We start from the raw sequence: 19,470 nt of genomic DNA on the forward strand, positions 1-19,470 counted from the left end.
CCTGTTCCTCGCTCGCTCGGAACTGGGCGTTCTGCGTCGCCTTAGCGTCTCTACGGACCCACCCCGCCCCACCCCCTCCGGTTCCGATGGCGGCTGCCGGTCGACGGGGTTTCTCCTGCGGGGTCCGGGCCGGTGACAGAGCTGAGCAGTCGCACGAGTTCGATGCGGGAGCGGATGCCGAGGCGGGCGAAGACGCCGCGGAGGTGGTGGTCGATGGTGCGGTGGCTGAGGACGAGGCGGGCGGCGATCTCGCGGTTGGTGGCGCCGTCGGCGGCCATGCGGGCGATGACGAGCTGTTGGGCGGTGAGGCGGGCGGCGATGTCGGTGGGCGGGGGGCCGGCGGATTCGCCGAGGGCGCGGAGTTCGGCGCGGGCTTGGGCGGCGCAGTGGGGGGCGCCGAAGTAGCGGAAGGCCTCGAGGGCGCTGTGGAGGCGGTCGCGGGCTTCGGTGCGGCGGCGTAAGCGGCGCAGGGCGGAGCCGTAGAGCAGCTCGGTGCGGGCGCGTTCGAAGTCGCGGGTGCCGGCGGCGTGGAGGTCGAGGGCGGTGCGGTAGTGCTGGTCGGCTTCGGCGCCGGGGGCGAGGAGGGCGCGGCAGCGGGCGGCGAGGGCGAGGTCGGCGGGGCTGCGCACGGCGGTGGCCCAGCGGTCGTAGTCGGCGAGGGCGGCGGCAGCTACGCGCGTATCGCCGGTGCGTGCGGCGGCCTCCACGTAGTGCGGGGTGGCGAGGTGGCGGATGGCGCGGTGGCCGTGGCCGGGCCCGAAGCCGGCGAGGGCGCGGAACCGGGCGGCGGCTTCGGCGGGGCGACCGGTGGTGAGGTCGAGGAAGGCGAGCGCCCACACGGCCAGGGCGGCGGCGAGACCGAGGCCGCGGGGCAGGGCGTGGGCGCGGGCGGCTTCGGCGCGGGCGCGGCAGGTGTCGGCGTCGCCGGTGATGGCGGCGAACATGGCGAGCGCTGCCTGCAGGTGGCAGGCACCGTTGTCCTGGCCGGTCTCGTGGGCCTGTTGGAGGGCGTCGAGGGCGGCGGCCTCGGCCGCGTGCGGACGGCCGGTCCAGAATTCGGCGTACGTACGGAATTCCAGCGCCTGCGGTACGGCGACGATGTCACCGTTCGCCCGGGCGGCGGCCACGGCGCGGGCAGTGGCGAAGGCGGCCTGGGTGTGGTCGCCGAGGAGTAACGCCGCGATGCCGCTGTGCATGAGGTGGGTGGGTCCGTCGTCGGGCCGGCACTGGCGGGCGGCTGCGGTGAGCGCGTCGCGGGCGGCGGTGTAGCGGCCGTCGACGGCGGCGGCGAGGCCGTCGAGCGTGCCGGGCGGGGTCAGGCCGTGGTGGCGGGCGACGGCGGCGGCCTCGCGGCAGCGGCGCAGGTCGCCGGTGTAGATGGCGGCCTCGACGGCGCGGGCGAGCAGTTCGGTGGCCTGGTCGGGGCGGCTCGGGGCGAGGCCGGTGGCGGCGGCGAGGAGGTCGTCGAAGGCGTCGGTGGCGGTGCCGCAGCGCAGGGCGAGGACGCCGCGCAGGGGGTTGTCCCGCACGGCGGCGGCGAGGTGGCGGGCGCGGTCGGAGTCGCCTGCCTGCCAGGCGTCGGCGGCGGCCTGCGCGAGCAGCCGGGGGACGGTGGCCGGGTCGGGGCAGAGTTCGGCGGCGCGTTGGACCAGGGCGCGGGCCAGGGCGGGTTGGCGGTGCCGGCGGGCCTCGGCCGCGGCGGCGAGGAGTTCCGCCGTGAGCCTGCGGCTGGGGCCGAGCGCGGCGGCGCCCCGGTGCCAGGAGCGCAGCGCGGACTCGGCGGCGCCGCCGAGCACCCGGGCGAGCAGCACGTGGGTGGCGCGCCGGTCCTCCGCCGGGGCGGCTTCGTAGGCGGCGATGCGTATCCAGGGGTCCCCGAAGGTGATGCCGGCCGCCGAGACATGGGCGAGCCCGGCCGCCTCGGCGGGGTCCGCGGCGGCGGTGTCGAGCCCGGCGGCGGCGACGGCCCGCAGGAAGGCGTGGGCCGGTACGGGCTGCTGGTCGGCGGCGGCGACCAGCAGCAGGTGCCGGGTGTCGTGGGGCAGGCGGCGGATCCGGCTTCGGTATCCCCGCAGCACGGCGGGGGCCAGCAACACGGGCTCGTACGGCAGCGGTTCGAGCCCGGACGCCTGGCGACCGTTCAGCGTGGCGGTCAGCTCGGCGACGGCGCGGTGGTCGTCGTACACCAGGCGCGTGAGCCGGACCCGCACACCCTCCGGGAGCGGCTGCGGTGACAACTGGTCCCGAGGATAAGCAGGGTTCACCACACGATTGACGTTACTGATGGGTCATCTGGCCGTAAAGACCGGCGATTTCGCCGATGGCGGCGCGCGCGAACCGCCTCACACTCCTCCTGACCCCCCACGATCAACTGGAGGCACCATGCAACGCCTCACGCGCTCCGCCCTCGCGGTCATCACCGCCGTGGTCGCCGCGCTCTTGCTCGCCCTCACCGCGGCCCCCGCGCAGGCGGCGACCCACGACCCCATCGTCTTCGTGCACGGCCTGAGCAGCGACGCCAGCAGCTGGGACGACTGGGTCGCCGACTTCAAGGCCGACGGCTACACGGCGAGCGAGCTGGACGCCTGGTCGTACGACTGGACCCAGTCGAACGTCACCACCGCCTCGCAGCTCGCCACCGAGGTGAAGCGGGTCCTGGCCGCGACCGGCGCGTCCAAGGTCGACATCGTCGCCCACTCGATGGGCCCGCTGAGCGCCCGGTACTTCCTCAAGAACCTCGGCGGGACTTCGTACGTGGACGACTTCGTGTCGGTGGCCGGGGTCAACCACGGGACCTCGGTGGCGTCGTGGTGCAGCTGGCTCTACACCTCCTGCGCGCAGATGTACACCGGTAGCAGCTTCCTGACCTCGCTCAACTCCGGTGACGAGACTCCGGGCAGCGTCAGCTACGCCAGTTACTGGTCGAACTGCGACGACGCCGTGGTCCCGAACAGCAGCGCTCTCCTCAACGGCGCGACCAATGTCGGGGTCGGCTGCATCTCGCACACCGACATGAACAACGACTACGGCGTCTACCAGCAGGTGCGGGACTTCATCGCCTGACCGCCGTAACGCTCCAGGGCTGTACGGCGCGCGGCCCCGGCAAGGCATGCCGGGGCCGTTTCGGCGGCAGAATGAGAGGACGGCCGCCCAAGCACCGCCGAAGCACCGCCGAAGCAAAGGGGACCGCCATGCCCAGGCGCACCAGCGTGACCCGCGAGCCGGTCAGCCACCCGGTCTTCGCCCGCCTCTACGCCCGCTGCGGCCCGGTCGCCGACGGGCGCGGCTTCGCCCGGCACCGCGACGAACTGCTGGCCGGTCTGTCGGGCCGCGTCATCGAGATCGGGGCCGGCAGCGGACTCAACTTCCGCCACTACCCGCGCACGGTCTCGGAGGTCGTCGCCCTGGAGCCCGAGCGCCGTCTGCGTCTGCTCGCCGCCGACGAGGCGCTGCGCGCGGATGTGCCGGTCCCGGTGGACGTGGTGCCGGGCGTCGCCGAGGCCCTGCCGGTCAAGAGCGAGGCCTTCGACGCCGCCGTCTGCTGCCTGGTGCTGTGTTCCGTACGCGACCAGCGCCGCGCCCTCGCCGAGCTGCACCGGGTCGTGCGCCCGGGCGGCCAACTGCGGCTGCTGGAGCACTGCCGGGCCGAGCGGCGGCCGATGGCGGCGCTGCAGTGGACGGCCGACCACACGGTGTGGCCGACGCTGTTCGGCGGTTGCCGGACCGGCCGGGACACGGTCGAGGCGGTGCGGGCGGCGGGGTTCGAGCTGCTGGAGCTGCGGCGGATCCGCTTCCCGGAGACGTGGCTTCCGGTGCCGAGCGCGACGCATGTGGTGGCCACGGCCCGGCGGTCCGCCGGCTGATCTTGCCCTCTGTACCTACTAGTATGTACAGTCCTGCTCATGGAGACCGTGGACCGTCTGATCGAGAGCACCCGCGAACTGCTCTGGGAACGGGGTTACGTCGGCACCAGCCCCAAGGCCATCCAGCAGCGCGCCGGAGTCGGCCAGGGCAGCATGTACCACCACTTCACCGGCAAGCCCGACCTCGCCCTGGCGGCCATCAGCCGCAGCGCCGAGGAGCTGCGGGCCGCGGCCGATGCGCAACTCTCCGCGCCGGGCACGGCTGTTGAGCGCATCACCGGCTATCTGCGGCGGGAGCGCGACGTACTGCGCGGCTGCCCCGTCGGGCGGCTCACCCAGGATCCCGACATCGTCGCCAGCCCGCAGCTGCGCCGCCCCGTCGACGAGACGCTCGGCTGGCTGGCCCGCAGACTGGCCGCCGTCCTGGCCGAGGGCGTCGCGGGCGGCGAGCTGGACGCGGGCCTCGATCCGGACGACACGGGGGCGACGATCGTCGCCGTTCTGCAGGGCGGCTACGTCCTGGCGCGCGCCGCCGGGTCCGCGGAACCGTTCGACCGGGCGGTGAGTGGCCTTCTCGCGCTGCTGGCCGCCGCCATCACGTAGTTGGGGGTTCCTTCACATGTACGCGATGCAGTACGAGCTCACGCTTCCGGCCGATGACGACATGAAGATCATCCGTGAGCGGGTGGCCCGGAACGGGCGGATGACGGATGACGACGAAGGGCTCGGCTTCAAGGCCTACGTCATACGCGAGCGCGGCGTCGACCGTTCGGACGTCAACCAGTACGCGCCGTTCTACCTCTGGGACGACACCGGCGGCATGAACCGCTTCCTGTGGGGCGGGGGCGGCTTCCGCAACATCGTCGACTCCTTCGGCCGCCCGCCCGTGAACCACTGGACCGGCGTCGCCTTCGCCCACGGCCCGGCGCGCGACGTCCAGCCGCGCGGGGCGAGCCGCGTCGTCGAACGGATCCCCGCCGGGGTCGACCCTCAGGCCGCCGTCGCCTCGGCAGTTGCGGCATGGGAGGCGCGGGCCGGCTCCGCCGGGGTGCACCTTTCTGTGCTGGCGGTTGATCCGTGGCGGTGGGAGGTCGTCCGCTTCACCCTGTGGGAGGGCGCGGCGCCGGAGGAGGCCGACCCCGATCGGTACGAGGTGCTGCACGTCTCCGCACCGCACCTGGACGAGGTGCCGGTCGGAAGGCAGTGGGCCGGCTGAGGCTGCGTCGCCGGCCGCGGGCCGGTGGCCGGGTTGTGCCAGCCTGTTCCGCCTTGCGGAACGCGCAACGGCGCCGCAGCGGAACTACAGGCACCAACCGCTCAGCTCGTCCGCTATCTCGCGGACGCCCGCCGTGCCGTCCTTGACCAGGCGGGCGAGGTCACGCACGCGTTCGGGGGAGGTGGCGACTTTGAGGCCGCTCGCGACGAGGTAGGCGTAGGCGACCGCGGAGGCGAACATGACGTTGGAGCGCTCGAGGGCGGGAACGTGGACGAGCAGCTGGAGGAGGGCTGCGGCGCGGTCCTGGGGGTGGGGGTAGACGGGGGTGCCGAAGACCTCGGCCTGGTGGCGGGTGACGGCGGCGAGGAGGGCACCCCAGTCGGTGACCTGGGGGTCGCCGGGGGTGTTGTGCTCGGCGACCATGAGAAGCCAGGCGAGATCGATGCGGAAGGTCAACGACGGCCTTCGCGGTCGGGGCCGAACTCCTCGGCGAAGACGGATTCGTACTGCTTCATGAAGTCGGCGGCGGCCTCGACGAAGGCGCGCCCGTTCTCCCCGGCGTCCTGGAGGACGAGTTCCTCTATGTAGCGGTTGACGCTCAGGCCACGCTGCGACGCCCGCTCACGGGCGGTCGCGGCGGTGGTCTCGTCCACCCGCACATTCAGCTGGGTCTTGGCCATGTCTTCATGCTAGCGCCGGTCCGCTAGTAACGACAAGGGTTGCCCTCCTCGCGAACGATGCCCCGCCCGCCGCCACGGCTTACGCTCGGGTTCGGTACGACGACAAGCGGGCACTTCCATCCGATGGGGGACAAACGTGTCGACACCGGCAGACGCGGCAGCATGGCCCCAGGCCACCGCCGCAAGGGCGCAGGGCCTGACGAAGACGTACGGCACGGGCGAGACGCGGGTCGTGGCGCTGGACGCGGTGGACGTGGAGATCGGGCGGGGCCGGTTCACGGCGGTGATGGGGCCGTCGGGGTCGGGGAAGTCGACGCTGATGCACTGTCTGGCGGGGCTGGACAGCGTGACGGCGGGGCGGGTGTGGGTGGGCGAGACGGAGCTGACCCGGTTGGCCGAACGAGCGCTGACCCGGTTGAGGCGGGACAAGGTCGGCTTCATGTTCCAGGCGTTCAACCTGCTCCCCACCCTGACGGCGGAGGAGAACATCACCCTTCCGATGGACATCGCGGGCCGCAAGCCCGACCAGGAGTGGCTGGACCGGGTCATCGACACCCTCGGGCTGCGGGACCGGCTGAAGCACCGCCCGTCGCAGCTGTCGGGCGGGCAGCAGCAGCGCGTGGCGTGCGCGCGGGCGCTCGCGTCCCGCCCGGAGCTGATCTTCGCGGACGAGCCGACGGGGAACCTCGACTCGCGTGCGGGCGCCGAGGTGCTGCGCTTCCTGCGGGACGCGGTGGACGAGCTGGCGCAGACCGTGGTGATGGTGACCCACGACCCGGGGGCGGCGGCCTACGCGGATCTGGTGCTGTTCCTCAACGACGGCCGGATCGTCGACGAGATCCACAGCCCGACCGCCGAGGCGGTACTCGAACGTATGCGGCTTCTGTCCGGCGGGATCCCCCAGGCCCCCGGCCTCGACGGGCTGCGGAAGAGCTGAACGGGCCATGTTCCGGGCGTCCCTGCGCAGCTTCCTCGCCCACAAGGGGAGGATGCTGCTGTCGGCGCTCGCCGTACTGCTGTCGGTGGCCTTCGTGGCGGGCAGCCTGATCTTCTCCGACACCGTCAACCGCACCTTCGACCGGCTCTTCGCCTCGACGGCCGCCGATGTGACGGTCAGCCCGAAGACGGCGTTCAGCGAGGACAACCGGTTCACCTCCGGCGAGGTGCCGACGCTCCCGGCGTCGCTGCTGAACCGGGTCACGGCGGTGAACGGCATCGCGGACGCCCGGATCGACATCAGCGTGCAGAACGCGACCGTCGTGGACGCCCAGGGCCGGCAGGTCGGCCCGACCACCGGCGCGCCCACCATCGCCACCAACTGGTCGGTCTGGCCGCGCAGTCCGGTGAAACTCACCAGCGGCCACGCCCCGCACGGCGTCGGCCAGGCGATGATCGACGCCGACACCGCCAACAGGAAGCACCTACGGATCGGCGACACCCTGCGGGTCATCGCCCAGCCCGGCACCTTCCCCGTACGGGTGGTGGGCATCGCAACCTTCACCACCACCAATCCGGGCGCGGCCCTGCTCTTCCTCGACACGCCCACCTCCCAGGCCAGGCTGATCGGCCGCACCGGCGTGGCGACCTCCATCGACGCGGACGCGGTTCCCGGCCTGTCCGACGCCGCCCTGGAACGGCGGATCGTCGCCGCGCTCGGCCCGGGCTACAACTACAAGACACAGGGCGAGCAGGCGAAGTCCGACGCCGCGAGCCTGGCCACCTTCCTGGACGTCATCAAGTACGTGATGCTCGGCTTCGCCGGGATCGCGGTCCTGGTCGGGGTGTTCCTGATCGTCAACACCTTCTCGATGCTGATCGCCCAGCGCACCCGCGAGCTGGGGCTGCTGCGGGCGCTGGGCGCCGAGCGCCGCCAGGTGCGCCGTTCGGTGCTGCTGGAGGCGCTGCTGCTCGGACTGGTCGGCTCCACGCTGGGGCTGGCGGCCGGGGTGGGCCTTGCGGTCGGGCTGATCCGCCTGATGGGCCTCTTCGGCATGAACATCAGCGCCGCCGAGATGGTCTTCCGCTGGCCGACGCCGGTGGCGGCGTACGCGGTCGGGGTGCTGGTGACGCTGGTGGCCGCCTATCTGCCCGCCCGGCGCGCCGCCCGGGTCTCCCCCATGGCGGCCCTGTCGGACGTGGAGGTGGCCGGCACCGGCCGCTCCCTGCACGCACGGGCCGTCGGCGGGGCCGTCGTCACGCTGCTGGCGGCCGGCGCGCTGGCCGGGGCCGCCGCGAGCAGTGACGCCTCGGACGCGGCGTCGCTGCTGGGGCTCGGGATCCTGCTGTCGCTGATCGCGGGGGTGGTCGTGGGGCCGCTGCTCGTCCGGCCGGTGATCCGGGTGCTGGGCGGCGCCTTTCCCCGCGTCTTCGGGCCGGTGGGGCGGATCAGCCAGCGCAATGCGCTGCGCAATCCGCGCCGTACCGGGGCCACCGCCTCCGCGCTGATGATCGGGCTCGCGCTGGTCACGGGGATGTCGATAGCCGGGGCATCGATGTCCAGGTCGTTCGACCATCAGATCGACAAGGCGCTCGGCGCTGACTTCGTCGTGCAGGGCGCCAACTTCACGCCCTTCGGCAAGGAGATCACCGACACGGTCCGCACGGTGCCGGGCACGAGCGCGGTCGTGCCGCTGCGGTACGCGCCCGTGCTGCTCACGCTGCCCAGCGGGAGCACCGCGAAGCTGACCGGCGCGGCCATCGGCGCCGGCGCGGACCGCGTCGTCAATCTGGAGTACGTGGCGGGGAACACGGCGCGGACTCTCGCCCCGGGCCGGATCTCCATCGCCGACTCGTACGCCGCCGACCACCGGCTGCGGATCGGCAGCCGGGTGCCCGTGCTGTTCGCCAACGGCCGCCGGGCCGTCTTCACGGTGGGCGCCCTCACCACGGGGAACGGTTCGCTCTTCAGCGACAACGCCGCCCTGCTGATGGGCCTGTCCACCGCCGAGCGCTATCTGCCGGGCAGTCAGGACGCGGCCCTGTACGTGAACGCCGCGCCCGGCACCGATCCGAAGGCTCTGCGGGCTTCGCTGGAGAAGGCGCTCAAGCCGTATCCGCAGGTCGCGGTGCGGGACCAGGCGGACTACAAGGCGCTGGTGCGCGGCCAGATCTCGGTGCTGCTGAATCTGGTCTACGGGCTGCTGGGACTGGCCATCGTCATCGCCGTCCTCGGGGTGGTCAACACCCTTGCCCTGTCGGTCGTCGAGCGCACCCGGGAGATCGGGCTGCTGCGGGCGATCGGGCTGTCGCGTTTCCAGCTGCGCCGGATGATCCGGCTGGAGTCGGTGGTGATCGCCGTGTTCGGGGCGGTGCTGGGGCTCGGTCTCGGACTGGTGTGGGGTCTGGCCTCGCACGAAGTGCTGGCGCTGAAGGGGATGAAGGCGCTGGCGATTCCGTGGACCACGGTGGCGGCGGTGCTGGCGGGTTCCGTGGTCGTCGGGCTGGTCGCGGCGCTGTTGCCCGCACTGCGGGCCTCGCGTATGAACGTACTCGCGGCCATCGCGCATGAGTGACGTGAGCAAGGGGGCTTCATGGCACGGCAGTTCAGGTTCGGCATGGCTTTTCTCGAGTCCGCGCCGGCCGAGGAGTGGGCGCGCAAGTGCCGCCACGCGGAAGCCCTCGGCTACGACGTCCTGCTGGTCCCGGACCACCTGGGCTGGCCCGCGCCCTTCCCCTCGCTGGTGGCCGCCGCCCAGGCGACGCAGCGGCCCCGGGTGGGCACTTTCGTCCTCAACGCCGCCTTCTGGAATCCGGTGCTGCTGGCCCGCGACGTGGCCACCACCGACCAGCTGACCGCCGGCCGTCTGGAACTGGGGCTCGGCGCGGGCTACGTACGCGAGGAGTTCGAGCGGGCCGGGCTGGACTACGGCACCCCGCGCAGCCGCGTCGACCACCTGGAACGGACCGTCGCGGAGCTGGAGCGGCTGCTGCCCGAACCGCGCCCGCCGCTGGTGCTCGGCGGCAACGGCGACCGGATGCTGCGCCTGGCCGCGCGGCACGCCGAGGTCATGGCCTTCACCGGCGCCCGGCACGACACCGACGGCGCGCTGAGCCTGCTCGGGCCGGACGCGCTCGCCGAGCGGGTGGCGGCGGCGCGGCGTTTCGCCGCCGGCGAGGGGACGGACCCCGAGTTCAACATCCTGGTGCAGCGGGTGGTGCTCACCGAGGACCGCACGGCGGCCGCCGGGGAGTTCGCGCGTCTTGGGCTGAGTCCGGAGGAGCTGCTCGGCCTGCCGACGCTGCTGTTCGGCACCGTCGCCGAGATCGCCGCGCAGCTGCGGGCGAACCGAGAACGCTTCGGGTTCTCGTACGTCACCGTCATGGAGCCGTCCCTGGAGGACTTCGCCCAGGTGATCAAGGAGCTTCGGGCGTGAAAATCACTGGCCCCCGCCTGGCAGCCGGTGTTTGGCTGACCGTATGAGCGATCTTCGTATACGTGCCGCCGCCCCCGCCGAAGCGCCGGAGGTACTGGCGTTCTGGACGTACGCGGCGGAGGGCACCAGCATCAGCGACGACGTGGACGGGGTGGCCCGGCTGATCGCGCGCGACCCCGAGGCGCTGCTGCTGGCCTATCGGGACGGGGAACTGGTCGGCACGGTGATCGCGGGCTTCGACGGCTGGCGCTGCCATCTGTACCGGCTGGCGGTGCACCCGGACCACCGCAGGCAGGGCATCGCGACCGCGCTGCTGGAGGCGGCCGAGCGGCGCTTCGCCGAGCTGGGCGGCCGGCGCGGCGACGCGATGGTGCGGGAGCGCAACGAGCAGGCGCACCACGCGTGGAGCGCGGCCGGTTACGCGCCGGAGCATCAGTGGCGGCGCTGGACGAAGCCGCTGGTGGGCTGACCCGTCAGCGCCCCGGCACGCCCGCCACTTTGCCAATCCTTTACGGTTGGCGTCATGGATGAGCCTCCGAGTAGTCCGCGCCGAGCGAACCGCCCGACCCTGGCCGATCATGGGACCGAGGTGTCCCGATGATCGAAACGCTCCTCCTGGTGGTCGCCCTGCTGCTCACCCTCGCGTGCGCGGTCTTCGTGGCGGCTGAGTTCTCGCTGACCACGGTCGAGCGCACCGACCTGGAGCGCGCCGAGCGGGCGGGTGAGCGCGGCGCGGGTGCCGCACTCAAGGCGGTACGGACGCTGACGTTGCAGCTGTCGGGGGCGCAGCTCGGGATCACCGTCACCGGGCTGGTGATCGGCATGCTGGCCAAGGGCTCGGTCGGCAAGCTGCTGACCGGTCCGCTGGAGGCCGCGGGGCTGTCGCGGTCGGCGGCCTCTTCGACGGCGCTGGTGCTCGCGACCGCCCTGTCGACGGTGGTCCTGATGGTCGTCGGGGAGCTGGTGCCGAAGAACTGGGCGATCGCCCGCCCACTGGCTGTCGCCCGCACCGTGGCGGCCCCGCAGCGCGCCTTCACCTCCGCGTTCGGCCCGCTGATCCGCCACCTCAACAACACCGCCAACCGGATCCTGCGCCGCCTCGGCCTGCAACCCGCCGAGGAACTGGCCTCGGCCCGCAGCCCCGAGGAACTGGTCGCCCTGGCCCGGCACTCCGCCCGCGCGGGCGCGCTGGAGGCGGACACCGCCGAGCTGTTCGTACGCACCCTGAACCTGGCGGAGCTGACCGCCGAGAACGTGATGACCCCCCGCGTCCAGGTCAAGGCGCTGGAGGACCACGCCACCGCCCGGGACGTGGCCGACGCGACCCGGGAGACCGGTCTGTCCCGCTTCCCGGTGTACCGGGACAGCCTCGACGACGTCATCGGCGTCGTCCACATCAAGGACGTCCTCGCGGTGCCGTTCGAGGAGCGTGACACCACCCCGGTCACCGCCCTTGTGCGGGAACCGCTGCTGGTCCCGGAGTCGCTGACCGTGGACCGGCTGCTCGACCGGCTGTCCGGCCCGGTCAGCATGGCCGTGGTCATCGACGAGTACGGCGGCACGGCCGGAGTGGTCACCCTGGAGGACATCGTGGAGGAGGTCGTCGGGGAGGTCCGCGACGAGCACGACCCACAGGAGGCCCCCAACCTGGCGCTGCTGCGCCGGGACTCCGCCGGGCGGCGGGTCTACGACGCCGACGGCGCCACCCGCACCGACCAGTTGGAGGAGATCGGACTGCACGCCCCGGAAGGACCGTACGAGACGCTGGCCGGTCTGGTCGCCCATGAACTGGGCCGCATCCCGGCGACCGGCGACACCGCCGAGGTCGACGGCTGGCTGATCGAGGTCACCGAGGACTCCGGGCACCGCGCGGCCCGCCTACGGCTGGTCTCGCCGCCGGAGGTCCGGGACGACGACGACGAGGACAAGGACGAGGGCGCCGACGCGGCCGCCGGGGCGGGGGCGGAGCGATGACCGTCCTGCAGCTGTTCATCGGCCTCCTGACGCTGGTGGTCAACGCCTTCTTCGTCGGCGCCGAGTTCGCCATGATCTCCGTACGCCGCAGCCAGATCGAGCCGCGCGCCGACGCCGGGGAGCGCGGCGCGCGCAGTGTGCTGTGGGGCCTGCAGCATCTGTCGCCGCTGCTGGCCGCAGCCCAGCTGGGCATCACGCTGTGCACCCTGGTGCTGGGTGTGGTGGCCGAGCCGGCCATCGCCCATCTGCTCGAACCGCTCTTCCACGCGGTGAGCGTGCCCGACGGGCTGATCCATGTGTTCTCGTTCGCGATCGCGCTCGCGGCGGCCACGTATCTGCACATGCTGCTGGGCGAGATGGTGCCGAAGAACATCGCGCTGGCCGACCCGGAGCGCGCCGCGCTGCTGCTCGGTCCGCCCCTGGTGGGGACGGCGCGGGCGCTGCGGCCGGTCATCTTCGCGGTCAACGCCTTCGCGAACTCACTGTTGAGGCTGCTGGGCGTGGAGCCGAAGAACGAGGTCACCTCGGTCTTCTCGGACGACGAGCTGTCCCGCATGGTCACCGACGCCGGGCAGGCGGGGCTGCTGGACGAACGGTCCGCGCTGCGGCTCCAGGACGCCCTGGAGCTGGGCCGCCGTCCGGTCGGCGAGGTCGTACGGCCGCCGGAGCACGTGGTGCGCGCGCCCTTCCGCATCACGCCCGAGGGTCTGGAACGGCTGGCGGCCGAATCCGGATTCTCGCGCTTCCCGGTGGCCGACGCCGACGGCCGGGTGCTGGGCTATCTGCACGTCAAGGACGCGCTGGACGCCTCCCCCAGGGACCGCCCGTTCCCGCTGTCGGCGCTGCGCCCCATCACCCGGGTCAGGGCGGCGGTGCCGCTGGACGACGTACTGGCCGCGATGCGCGCGAGCCGCGCCCACCTGGCGGCGGTCGTCGACGAGGAGGGGCGCGGGATCGGGCTCGTCACCATGGAGGACGTGCTCAAGGAGCTGGTCGGCACCCGATAGGATCGCCCGGCCATGGAGATGACTGCCACATACACCAGCTTTGTCGCCCTCGGGGACTCCTTCACGGAGGGCATGTCCGACGGGCTGCCCGACGGCTCCTACCGGGGCTGGGCCGACCTCGTCGCCGCCCGGTTCGCGGCCCGCACCCCCGATTTCAGGTACGCGAACCTCGCGGTGCGCGGCAAGCTCATCCGCCAGATCGCGGACGAGCAGGTGGAGCCCGCGGCCGCGATGAGCGCCGACCTGGTGACCCTGGTCGGCGGCCTCAACGACACCCTGCGACCCAAATGCGACGTGGACGAGGTCTGCGCCCTGCTCGCCCGGTCCGTCGAGCGGCTGGCGCCGAGCTGCAAGCAGCTGGTGCTGATGCGCAGCCCGATCCGGCGCGGGCCGGTCGCGGCGCGCTTCCTGCCGCGCATGGAGCAGCTGTTCTCCTTCATCGACGAGCTGGCCGAGCGGCACGGCGCACTGGTGGTGGACCTGTACGGCGCCGAGACGCTCGGCGACCGGCGGATGTGGGCCGACGACCGGCTGCACCTCAACGCCGAGGGCCACCGCCGGGTCGCCGAGGCCGTCTGGCAGACCCTGGGCCACGCCCCCGAGACCGACTGGACCCGGCTGCTGCCCTCCGCCGTGCCGCCCGCCTGGGCCGCCCGCCGCGCCGCGGACCTGCGCTTCACCCGGCAGCACCTCGTGCCGTGGATAGGCCGCCGGCTCACCGGTCGCTCGTCCGGGGACGGCCTGCCGCCCAAGCGCGGCGAGTTGCTGCCGTACGAGGGCTGACACCCGACGCCACCCCGACGCTACCCGCGTAGACACGGGGAGGCGCTGACCTGCGCCTACGCCCAGTAGACTCTCGATACGTGACGAAGCCCCGCATCCCCAATGTCCTGGCCGGCCGCTACGCCTCCACGGAGCTGGCCACCCTGTGGTCCCCCGAGCAGAAGGTGGTCCTGGAGCGCCGCCTCTGGCTCGCCGTCCTGCGGGCCCAGAAGGACCTGGGCATCGAGGTCCCGGACCAGGCCATCGCCGATTACGAGCGGGTGGTGGAGCAGGTCGACCTCGCCTCCATCGCCGAGCGCGAGAAGGTCACCCGGCACGACGTCAAGGCCCGCATCGAGGAGTTCAACGCCCTCGCGGGGCACGAGCACGTCCACAAGGGCATGACCTCGCGCGACCTCACGGAGAACGTCGAGCAGCTGCAGATCCGGCTCTCGCTGGAGCACGTACGCGACCGTACGGTGGCCGTCCTCACCCGGCTCGGCAAGCTCGCCGCCGAGCACGCCGAGCTGGTCATGGCCGGCCGCTCGCACAACGTCGCCGCCCAGACCACGACGCTGGGCAAGCGCTTCGCCACGACGGCGGACGAGCTGCTGGTCGCCTTCGAGCGGGTCGAGGACCTGCTCGGCCGCTACCCGCTGCGCGGCATCAAGGGCCCCGTCGGCACGGCCCAGGACATGCTGGACCTGCTCGGCGGCGACACGGCCAAGCTCGCCGAGCTGGAACGGCGCATCGCCCACCACCTCGGCTTCTCCCGGACCTTCAGCTCCGTCGGCCAGGTCTACCCGCGCTCCCTGGACTACGACGCCGTCACCGCGCTGGTACAGCTGGCCGCCGGGCCCTCGTCGCTGGCCAAGACCATCCGGCTGATGGCCGGGCACGAGCTGGTGACCGAGGGCTTCAAGCCCGGCCAGGTCGGCTCCTCCGCGATGCCGCACAAGATGAACACCCGCTCCTGCGAGCGGGTCAACGGACTGACCGTCGTCCTGCGCGGGTACGCCTCGATGGTCGGCGAACTGGCCGGCGACCAGTGGAACGAGGGCGACGTCTCCTGCTCGGTGGTCCGCCGGGTCGCTCTGCCGGACGCCTTCTTCGCCTTCGACGGCCTGCTGGAGACCTTCCTGACGGTGCTCGACGAGTTCGGTGCCTTCCCGGCCGTGATCGCGCGCGAGCTGGACCGCTACCTGCCGTTCCTGGCCACGACCAAGGTCCTCATGGGCGCGGTCCGGGCCGGCGTCGGGCGCGAGCTCGCCCACGAGGTGATCAAGGAGCACGCGGTCGCCTCCGCCCTGGCCATGCGCGAGAAGGGCGCCGAGCGCAACGAGCTCCTCGACCGCCTCGCCGAGGACGAGCGCATCCCGCTCGACCGGGCCCAGCTCGACGCGCTCATGGCCGACCGGCTCTCCTTCACCGGCGCCGCCTCCCAGCAGGTCGCCGAGGTCGTCCGCCGGATCGGCGAGGTCGCCGAGCGCCACCCGCAGGCGGCCGCCTACTCCCCCGGGGCGATCCTCTGACGCTCCCCACGCGGGAGCAGCTGCTCGCCGCCCGCGACCGCACCATCCCCGACGTGGTCGCGAGCGGCCTGCACGTCCTCTTCTGCGGCATCAACCCCGGGCTGCTGTCCGCCGCCACCGGCCACCACTTCGCCCGCCCGGGCAACCGCTTCTGGCCGGTGCTCCACGCCTCCGGCTTCACCCCGCGACTGCTGAGGCCGGCCGAGCAGCGCGAGCTGCTGTCGTACGGCCTCGGCATCACGAATGTCGCCGCGCGGGCCACGGCACGGGCGGACGAGCTCAGCGACGAGGAACTGCGGGACGGCGGCCGCGTACTCGTCGAGACGGTGCGGCGGTACGAGCCGCGCTGGCTGGCGGTGGTCGGTGTGACCGCTTACAGGGTCGCGTTCGGCGAGCGGAAGGCTGTTATCGGGCCGCAGGAGCGGACGATCGGCGGCACCCGGATCTGGGTGCTGCCGAACCCCAGCGGCCTCAACGCGCATTGGACGGCCGCCGCGATGGCCGAGGAGTACGGGCGCCTGCGCCTCGCCGCCGCCCCGCCGGCGGCCTGACGGGGCAGATGCCTGGTTCGTCACATTTCGGGCGAATCCTTTGGGCGAATCCGCCACCTGTTCCTAACCTGGGCTGCGGCCGATCCAGGGAGGTACACACGTGGCGCTGACGACCAGCGCGAAGGGGACCTGCGTAGTCCTCGCAGCGACGATCGCCGGTGCCGCACTCGCGGCATGCGGTACTCAGCACGGCACACACGGCACACACGGCACGTCGAGCGGATCCGCGGCCTTGGTCGCACCATGGACGTCCGCTCCACCGTCCGCCGTCGCCAGGACACACCCCGCGCCCACGCCGCGCCCGGATTACCGGGCTCGCCATGACTTCGCCACACCGTCGGCGGTCCCCGCGAGCCCCTCCCGGGCCGCCGAACACTCGGGACCGTCCGCGGCGTCCCGGCAGCAGCGGGCCGACGACGGCAAGGCCTCCAGCGGTCCGGCGACCGCGGGGACGATCGAGGACAGTGTGGCGGGCGGCGGCCGGTCGGTGGCCCTGACCTTCGACGACGGTCCGGACCCGCGCTGGACCCCGCAGATCCTGGCGTTGCTCGCGCAGCATCACGCGAAGGCGACATTCTGCGAGATAGGACCGAACGCCCAGGCCAACCCCGACCTGGTGAAGAAGATCACCGCGGCCGGGGACCGGCTGTGCGACCACTCCGTGCACCACGACGAAGCCCAGAGCCACAAGTCCTTCAGCTACAACGAGCACGAGATCGTCGACGCCCAGCACGAGATCGGCGCGGCGGCGGGGACCGGCGCGAAGCTCTGGTACTACCGCGCACCCGGCGGTGACTTCTCTCCCGCCATCCGCGGAATCGCCGCCGACCACGGGCTGCGTCCGCTGGGCTGGAGCGTTGACTCGGAGGACTGGAAGCGCCCCGGTGTCAACGTCATCCTCAACAACATCAACGCCGAGCTGAAGCCCGGTGCGATCGTGCTGATGCACGACGGCGGTGGCGACCGGTCGCAGACCGTGGAGGCGCTGGGAACGCTGCTGGACCGGCTGGACGCGGCGGGCTACACGTACGCCTTCCCGCAGCGCTGAGGCCTACCGGGCGGTCCCGAAGTCCTGCGTCCAGTAGTCGCCGGGCTGGGCGTGGCCGACGCCGATCTCCTTGAACGCGCAGTTCAGGATGTTCGCCCTGTGACCGGGGCTGGACATCCAGCCGGCCATGACGCTCTCGGGCGTGGCGTAGCCGTAGGCGACGTTCTCGCCGTAGGTGCTCCAGGTGTAACCGGCGCGCGTGATGCGGGTGCCCGGGGACGATCCGTCGGAGCCGTTGTGCGACATCGTCTGGTTGGCGGCCATGTCGGTGCTGTGGCTCTGGGCGGCCTTCGTCAGCTTCGCGTTCACGGCCAGCGCCGAGCACCCGACCTTGCTGCGCTCGCTGTTGACGAGCGCCACCACGCGTGCGGTGGCACTGGAGGGGTTCTGCGACGGCGTCGCGGTCGGCTTCGCAGTCGACTTTGGCGTCGCCTTCGCGGTCGGCTTCGGGGTCGACTTCGGGGTCGACTTCGGGGTCGGAGTCGCCGTCGGCTTCGGGGTCGCCCAGGTCTTCCCATGGGCCCACCTGTGGGAGTAGGACGCACTCTTCCAATGGCCGTAGGACTGAGTGCCTGCGTCGCCCTGCCGGTCCATACAGGCCATGGCGACGGAGGGCACGCCCACGGCGGTTATGGCGACCGCGACGACGGCCATCTTCCGGTAGTGCCGCTTCCTGCGGTGTTGGCTCATCCTGGACCTCACTCGGTATTTCGGCGTCGGCCACCGGCGGTGACCTGCGGCCCGGTCATTCTTGGGAGAGCTGCGCACAGAGGCAACGAGCCGTGAGTACTACCCGGATTCGTAGCGAGGAGAGGCCTTGCTACGGACGCACGGGCGTGCTGCTCCGGCACCGGGAGTCCCCGGCAGGATCTGTGGGACTGTCAGAAACCTTTTGATTCCCTGTGAACGCGTGCGAGCGACGAGCGGGCCGAATGCTGTCACCACGCCATGGGAGATATGTCCAGTACGGGACCGATAATTCTCATATGCCCGCCGCGCGGCAGCTACTAAGAGGCATCGTCGAGGCCGCATTTGATATGACGGATGTCACAATGTCCGCGGGTTTGGGTCTGTCGGCGGTCGCGCCGACGATCCACGCCGCCGCTATGGGCGGGTCCATGTTCCCGGCAAACCTCAAGCATATGACAGTTGACGTCATGTCAGTAACAAGGGGAGGCCGATGCTCGCCGCAGGCGTCCGGGACAGGTACGATCCGGCCACACACGGGACTAGCTGGGAGGACGTACGTTGGGCCGGCTCACGGGCGGGGATCCTTCCCTGCTCAGGCGGATCAATTCCGCGGTGGTGCTCCACGCCCTGCGCGATGCGCAGACGCCCAGCCTGACGGAGCTGGTGCAGAGCACAGGCCTGTCGCGGCCCACGGTCGAGGGAGTCATCGAGGGCCTGACGGAGTCGGGCTTGGTGGTGGAAGCGCCGGCGGATCCGGGCGACGCACGGAAGCAGGGGCGCCCTGCGCGGCGGTTCCGGTTCCATGCGGAGGCCGGGCATGTGCTGGGCGTCGAGGTGGGCGCGCACGAGGTACGGGCGGTGCTGTCGGACCTGAGCGGGCGGATGGTGGGCTCGCATGCGCACGAGGTGGCCGAAAACGCCTCGGCGGAGGACCGGTTGGAGCGGATCCGGGGCACGGTCGCCGAGCTGCTGCGCAGGGCCGGGGTGGCGCGGAGCACCTTGTGGGCGGTCGGGGTGGGGAGCCCGGGAATCATCCAGGCGGACGGCGTGGTGCGGCTGAGCACGGCGCTGCCCGGCTGGACGGGGCTGGCGCTCGGGGAGCGGCTGCGGCGTTCGTTCCGGTGTCCGGTGCTGGTGGAGAACGACGCGAATCTGGCGGCCGTGGCCGAGCATTGGAAGGGCGCCGCGACAGGCACCGACGATGTGGTCTTCGTACTGGCCGGGCTGAGTCCGGGGGCCGGGGCACTGATCGGCGGGCGGCTGCACCGGGGGTTCATGGGCGCGGCCGGGGAGATCGGGGCGCTGCATCTGCTGGGCCGGGAGGCGACGCCGGAGCATCTGCTGTCGACGACGGGCGAGCCGCTGCACCCCCTGGACGAGCCCGCGGTGGCCCGGGTCTTCGCGCTTGCCAAGGAGGGCGACGCGCAGGCGCGGGAGGCGCTGGACCGTTTCCTGGCCCGGTTGGTGCACGACGTGGCCGCGCTGGTGCTGGCGATCGACCCGGAGTTGGTCGTGGTGGGCGGCTGGGCGGCGGGCCTGGACGGTGTTCTGGAGCCGCTGCGCGAGCAGTTGACGCGGTACACCCTGTTGCCGCCGAAGGTGACGCTGTCGGCGCTCGGCCAGGAGGCGGTCGCGACGGGCGCGCTGCGGCTGGCGCTCGACCATGTCGAGGAGCAGCTGTTCGCGGTGGCTCGTACGTCCTTCCCGCTGCGCTGAGCAAGGCATTCGGGGGAACTTGACGGTTCTCTCCGGCATGCCTGTTTTGCCGGTTTGT

General features: G+C 72.2%; 20 protein-coding genes. 16 read left to right on the forward strand and 4 right to left on the reverse strand.

Annotated elements, in window-relative coordinates; all coding sequences use genetic code 11:
• Nucleotides 1–50: 50 nt before the first annotated feature.
• Entirely contained in the window at nt 51–2,237 is a 2,187-nt protein-coding gene (locus ACFXJ5_RS33845; protein WP_384639817.1) for a LuxR C-terminal-related transcriptional regulator, read from the reverse strand.
• Nucleotides 2,238–2,382: 145 nt separating this feature from the next.
• On the opposite strand from ACFXJ5_RS33845, the gene ACFXJ5_RS33850 reads away from it, so the two are divergent.
• From ACFXJ5_RS33850 to ACFXJ5_RS33865, 4 genes are all read left to right on the forward strand, one after another.
• The gene (locus ACFXJ5_RS33850) at nt 2,383–3,063 is read left to right on the forward strand and encodes an esterase/lipase family protein (protein WP_384639820.1); all 681 of its coding nucleotides are present in this window, start codon (nt 2,383–2,385) and stop codon (nt 3,061–3,063) included.
• A gap of 128 nt (nt 3,064–3,191) precedes the next feature.
• Nucleotides 3,192–3,863: a class I SAM-dependent methyltransferase gene (locus tag ACFXJ5_RS33855; protein ID WP_384639823.1), complete on the forward strand. Its 672-nt coding sequence runs from the start codon at nt 3,192–3,194 to the stop codon at nt 3,861–3,863.
• A gap of 39 nt (nt 3,864–3,902) precedes the next feature.
• Nucleotides 3,903–4,466 (forward strand): TetR/AcrR family transcriptional regulator, encoded by a 564-nt coding sequence (locus ACFXJ5_RS33860; protein ID WP_384639825.1) that lies wholly within the window; start codon nt 3,903–3,905, stop codon nt 4,464–4,466.
• A 16-nt stretch (nt 4,467–4,482) separates the two neighbouring features.
• Nucleotides 4,483–5,079: a DUF4865 family protein gene (locus tag ACFXJ5_RS33865; RefSeq protein ID WP_384639828.1), complete on the forward strand. Its 597-nt coding sequence runs from the start codon at nt 4,483–4,485 to the stop codon at nt 5,077–5,079.
• 84 nt (nt 5,080–5,163) lie between these two features.
• On the opposite strand, the gene ACFXJ5_RS33870 is transcribed toward ACFXJ5_RS33865, so the two are convergent.
• Both ACFXJ5_RS33870 and ACFXJ5_RS33875 read right to left on the reverse strand, forming a co-directional pair.
• Entirely contained in the window at nt 5,164–5,535 is a 372-nt protein-coding gene (locus ACFXJ5_RS33870) for a fic family toxin-antitoxin system, toxin component (RefSeq protein WP_127355904.1), read from the reverse strand.
• On the reverse strand, nt 5,532–5,759 hold the full coding sequence (locus tag ACFXJ5_RS33875; RefSeq protein WP_127355905.1) for an antitoxin: 228 nt from the start codon (nt 5,757–5,759) through the stop codon (nt 5,532–5,534). The genes ACFXJ5_RS33870 and ACFXJ5_RS33875 overlap by 4 nt, the downstream gene beginning before the upstream one ends.
• A gap of 136 nt (nt 5,760–5,895) precedes the next feature.
• On the opposite strand from ACFXJ5_RS33875, the gene ACFXJ5_RS33880 reads away from it, so the two are divergent.
• The 10 genes from ACFXJ5_RS33880 to ACFXJ5_RS33925 all read left to right on the forward strand — a co-directional run bounded on the left by ACFXJ5_RS33880 (nt 5,896) and on the right by ACFXJ5_RS33925 (nt 17,006).
• On the forward strand, nt 5,896–6,696 hold the full coding sequence (locus tag ACFXJ5_RS33880) for an ABC transporter ATP-binding protein (protein WP_384639832.1): 801 nt from the start codon (nt 5,896–5,898) through the stop codon (nt 6,694–6,696).
• A gap of 7 nt (nt 6,697–6,703) precedes the next feature.
• Nucleotides 6,704–9,271: an ABC transporter permease gene (locus ACFXJ5_RS33885; protein WP_384639835.1), complete on the forward strand. Its 2,568-nt coding sequence runs from the start codon at nt 6,704–6,706 to the stop codon at nt 9,269–9,271.
• 18 nt (nt 9,272–9,289) lie between these two features.
• Entirely contained in the window at nt 9,290–10,132 is an 843-nt protein-coding gene (locus ACFXJ5_RS33890) for a TIGR03621 family F420-dependent LLM class oxidoreductase (protein ID WP_384639838.1), read from the forward strand.
• A 43-nt stretch (nt 10,133–10,175) separates the two neighbouring features.
• Nucleotides 10,176–10,601, forward strand: a complete 426-nt coding sequence (locus ACFXJ5_RS33895) for a GNAT family N-acetyltransferase (protein ID WP_384639841.1) — start codon at nt 10,176–10,178, stop codon at nt 10,599–10,601.
• Between the two features lie 128 nt (nt 10,602–10,729).
• Entirely contained in the window at nt 10,730–12,106 is a 1,377-nt protein-coding gene (locus ACFXJ5_RS33900) for a hemolysin family protein (protein WP_384639843.1), read from the forward strand.
• Nucleotides 12,103–13,113 carry a hemolysin family protein gene (locus tag ACFXJ5_RS33905; protein ID WP_384639846.1) on the forward strand — a complete coding sequence of 337 codons (1,011 nt, stop codon included), beginning with the start codon at nt 12,103–12,105 and terminating at the stop codon, nt 13,111–13,113. Before ACFXJ5_RS33900 ends, ACFXJ5_RS33905 begins: the two co-directional genes overlap by 4 nt.
• Nucleotides 13,114–13,125: 12 nt before the next feature.
• Entirely contained in the window at nt 13,126–13,896 is a 771-nt protein-coding gene (locus ACFXJ5_RS33910) for an SGNH/GDSL hydrolase family protein (protein WP_384639849.1), read from the forward strand.
• Nucleotides 13,897–13,976: 80 nt separating this feature from the next.
• A complete protein-coding gene (gene purB / locus ACFXJ5_RS33915) occupies nt 13,977–15,407 on the forward strand; it encodes an adenylosuccinate lyase (RefSeq protein ID WP_384639851.1) in 1,431 nt (476 codons plus the stop codon).
• A complete protein-coding gene (mug, locus tag ACFXJ5_RS33920; RefSeq protein ID WP_384639979.1) occupies nt 15,404–15,958 on the forward strand; it encodes a G/U mismatch-specific DNA glycosylase in 555 nt (184 codons plus the stop codon). Before purB ends, mug begins: the two co-directional genes overlap by 4 nt.
• Nucleotides 15,959–16,058: 100 nt before the next feature.
• Nucleotides 16,059–17,006, forward strand: a complete 948-nt coding sequence (locus tag ACFXJ5_RS33925) for a polysaccharide deacetylase family protein (protein WP_384639854.1) — start codon at nt 16,059–16,061, stop codon at nt 17,004–17,006.
• A gap of 3 nt (nt 17,007–17,009) precedes the next feature.
• Here ACFXJ5_RS33925 and ACFXJ5_RS33930 read toward each other — a convergent pair whose 3' ends face one another.
• Nucleotides 17,010–17,369: a CAP domain-containing protein gene (locus tag ACFXJ5_RS33930; protein ID WP_384639857.1), complete on the reverse strand. Its 360-nt coding sequence runs from the start codon at nt 17,367–17,369 to the stop codon at nt 17,010–17,012.
• Between ACFXJ5_RS33930 and ACFXJ5_RS33935 the strand changes: the two genes are divergently transcribed.
• Both ACFXJ5_RS33935 and ACFXJ5_RS33940 read left to right on the forward strand, forming a co-directional pair.
• On the forward strand, nt 17,269–17,544 hold the full coding sequence (locus ACFXJ5_RS33935; protein ID WP_384639993.1) for a hypothetical protein: 276 nt from the start codon (nt 17,269–17,271) through the stop codon (nt 17,542–17,544). The genes ACFXJ5_RS33930 and ACFXJ5_RS33935 overlap by 101 nt on opposite strands.
• Nucleotides 17,545–18,254: 710 nt before the next feature.
• Entirely contained in the window at nt 18,255–19,412 is a 1,158-nt protein-coding gene (locus ACFXJ5_RS33940; RefSeq protein ID WP_384639860.1) for an ROK family protein, read from the forward strand.
• The last annotated feature ends 58 nt before the right edge of the window (nt 19,413–19,470 follow it).

Source organism: Streptomyces sp. NPDC059373 (assembly GCF_042751495.1).
Taxonomy (GTDB): Bacteria; Actinomycetota; Actinomycetes; order Streptomycetales; family Streptomycetaceae; genus Actinacidiphila.

What these genes read in the sequence shown, in the direction of transcription:
- ACFXJ5_RS33905 (WP_384639846.1), top strand. Translation starts at nt 12,103, where the DNA reads ATGACCGTCCTGCAGCTGTTCATCGGCCTCCTGACGCTGGTGGTCAAC.
- ACFXJ5_RS33900 (WP_384639843.1), top strand. Translation starts at nt 10,730, where the DNA reads ATGATCGAAACGCTCCTCCTGGTGGTCGCCCTGCTGCTCACCCTCGCG.
- ACFXJ5_RS33890 (WP_384639838.1), top strand. Translation starts at nt 9,290, where the DNA reads ATGGCACGGCAGTTCAGGTTCGGCATGGCTTTTCTCGAGTCCGCGCCG.
- ACFXJ5_RS33895 (WP_384639841.1), top strand. Translation starts at nt 10,176, where the DNA reads ATGAGCGATCTTCGTATACGTGCCGCCGCCCCCGCCGAAGCGCCGGAG.
- ACFXJ5_RS33910 (WP_384639849.1), top strand. Translation starts at nt 13,126, where the DNA reads ATGGAGATGACTGCCACATACACCAGCTTTGTCGCCCTCGGGGACTCC.
- ACFXJ5_RS33860 (WP_384639825.1), top strand. Translation starts at nt 3,903, where the DNA reads ATGGAGACCGTGGACCGTCTGATCGAGAGCACCCGCGAACTGCTCTGG.
- ACFXJ5_RS33935 (WP_384639993.1), top strand. Translation starts at nt 17,269, where the DNA reads ATGTCGGTGCTGTGGCTCTGGGCGGCCTTCGTCAGCTTCGCGTTCACG.
- ACFXJ5_RS33865 (WP_384639828.1), top strand. Translation starts at nt 4,483, where the DNA reads ATGTACGCGATGCAGTACGAGCTCACGCTTCCGGCCGATGACGACATG.
- ACFXJ5_RS33855 (WP_384639823.1), top strand. Translation starts at nt 3,192, where the DNA reads ATGCCCAGGCGCACCAGCGTGACCCGCGAGCCGGTCAGCCACCCGGTC.
- ACFXJ5_RS33885 (WP_384639835.1), top strand. Translation starts at nt 6,704, where the DNA reads ATGTTCCGGGCGTCCCTGCGCAGCTTCCTCGCCCACAAGGGGAGGATG.
- ACFXJ5_RS33850 (WP_384639820.1), top strand. Translation starts at nt 2,383, where the DNA reads ATGCAACGCCTCACGCGCTCCGCCCTCGCGGTCATCACCGCCGTGGTC.
- ACFXJ5_RS33875 (WP_127355905.1), bottom strand. Translation starts at nt 5,759, where the DNA reads ATGGCCAAGACCCAGCTGAATGTGCGGGTGGACGAGACCACCGCCGCG.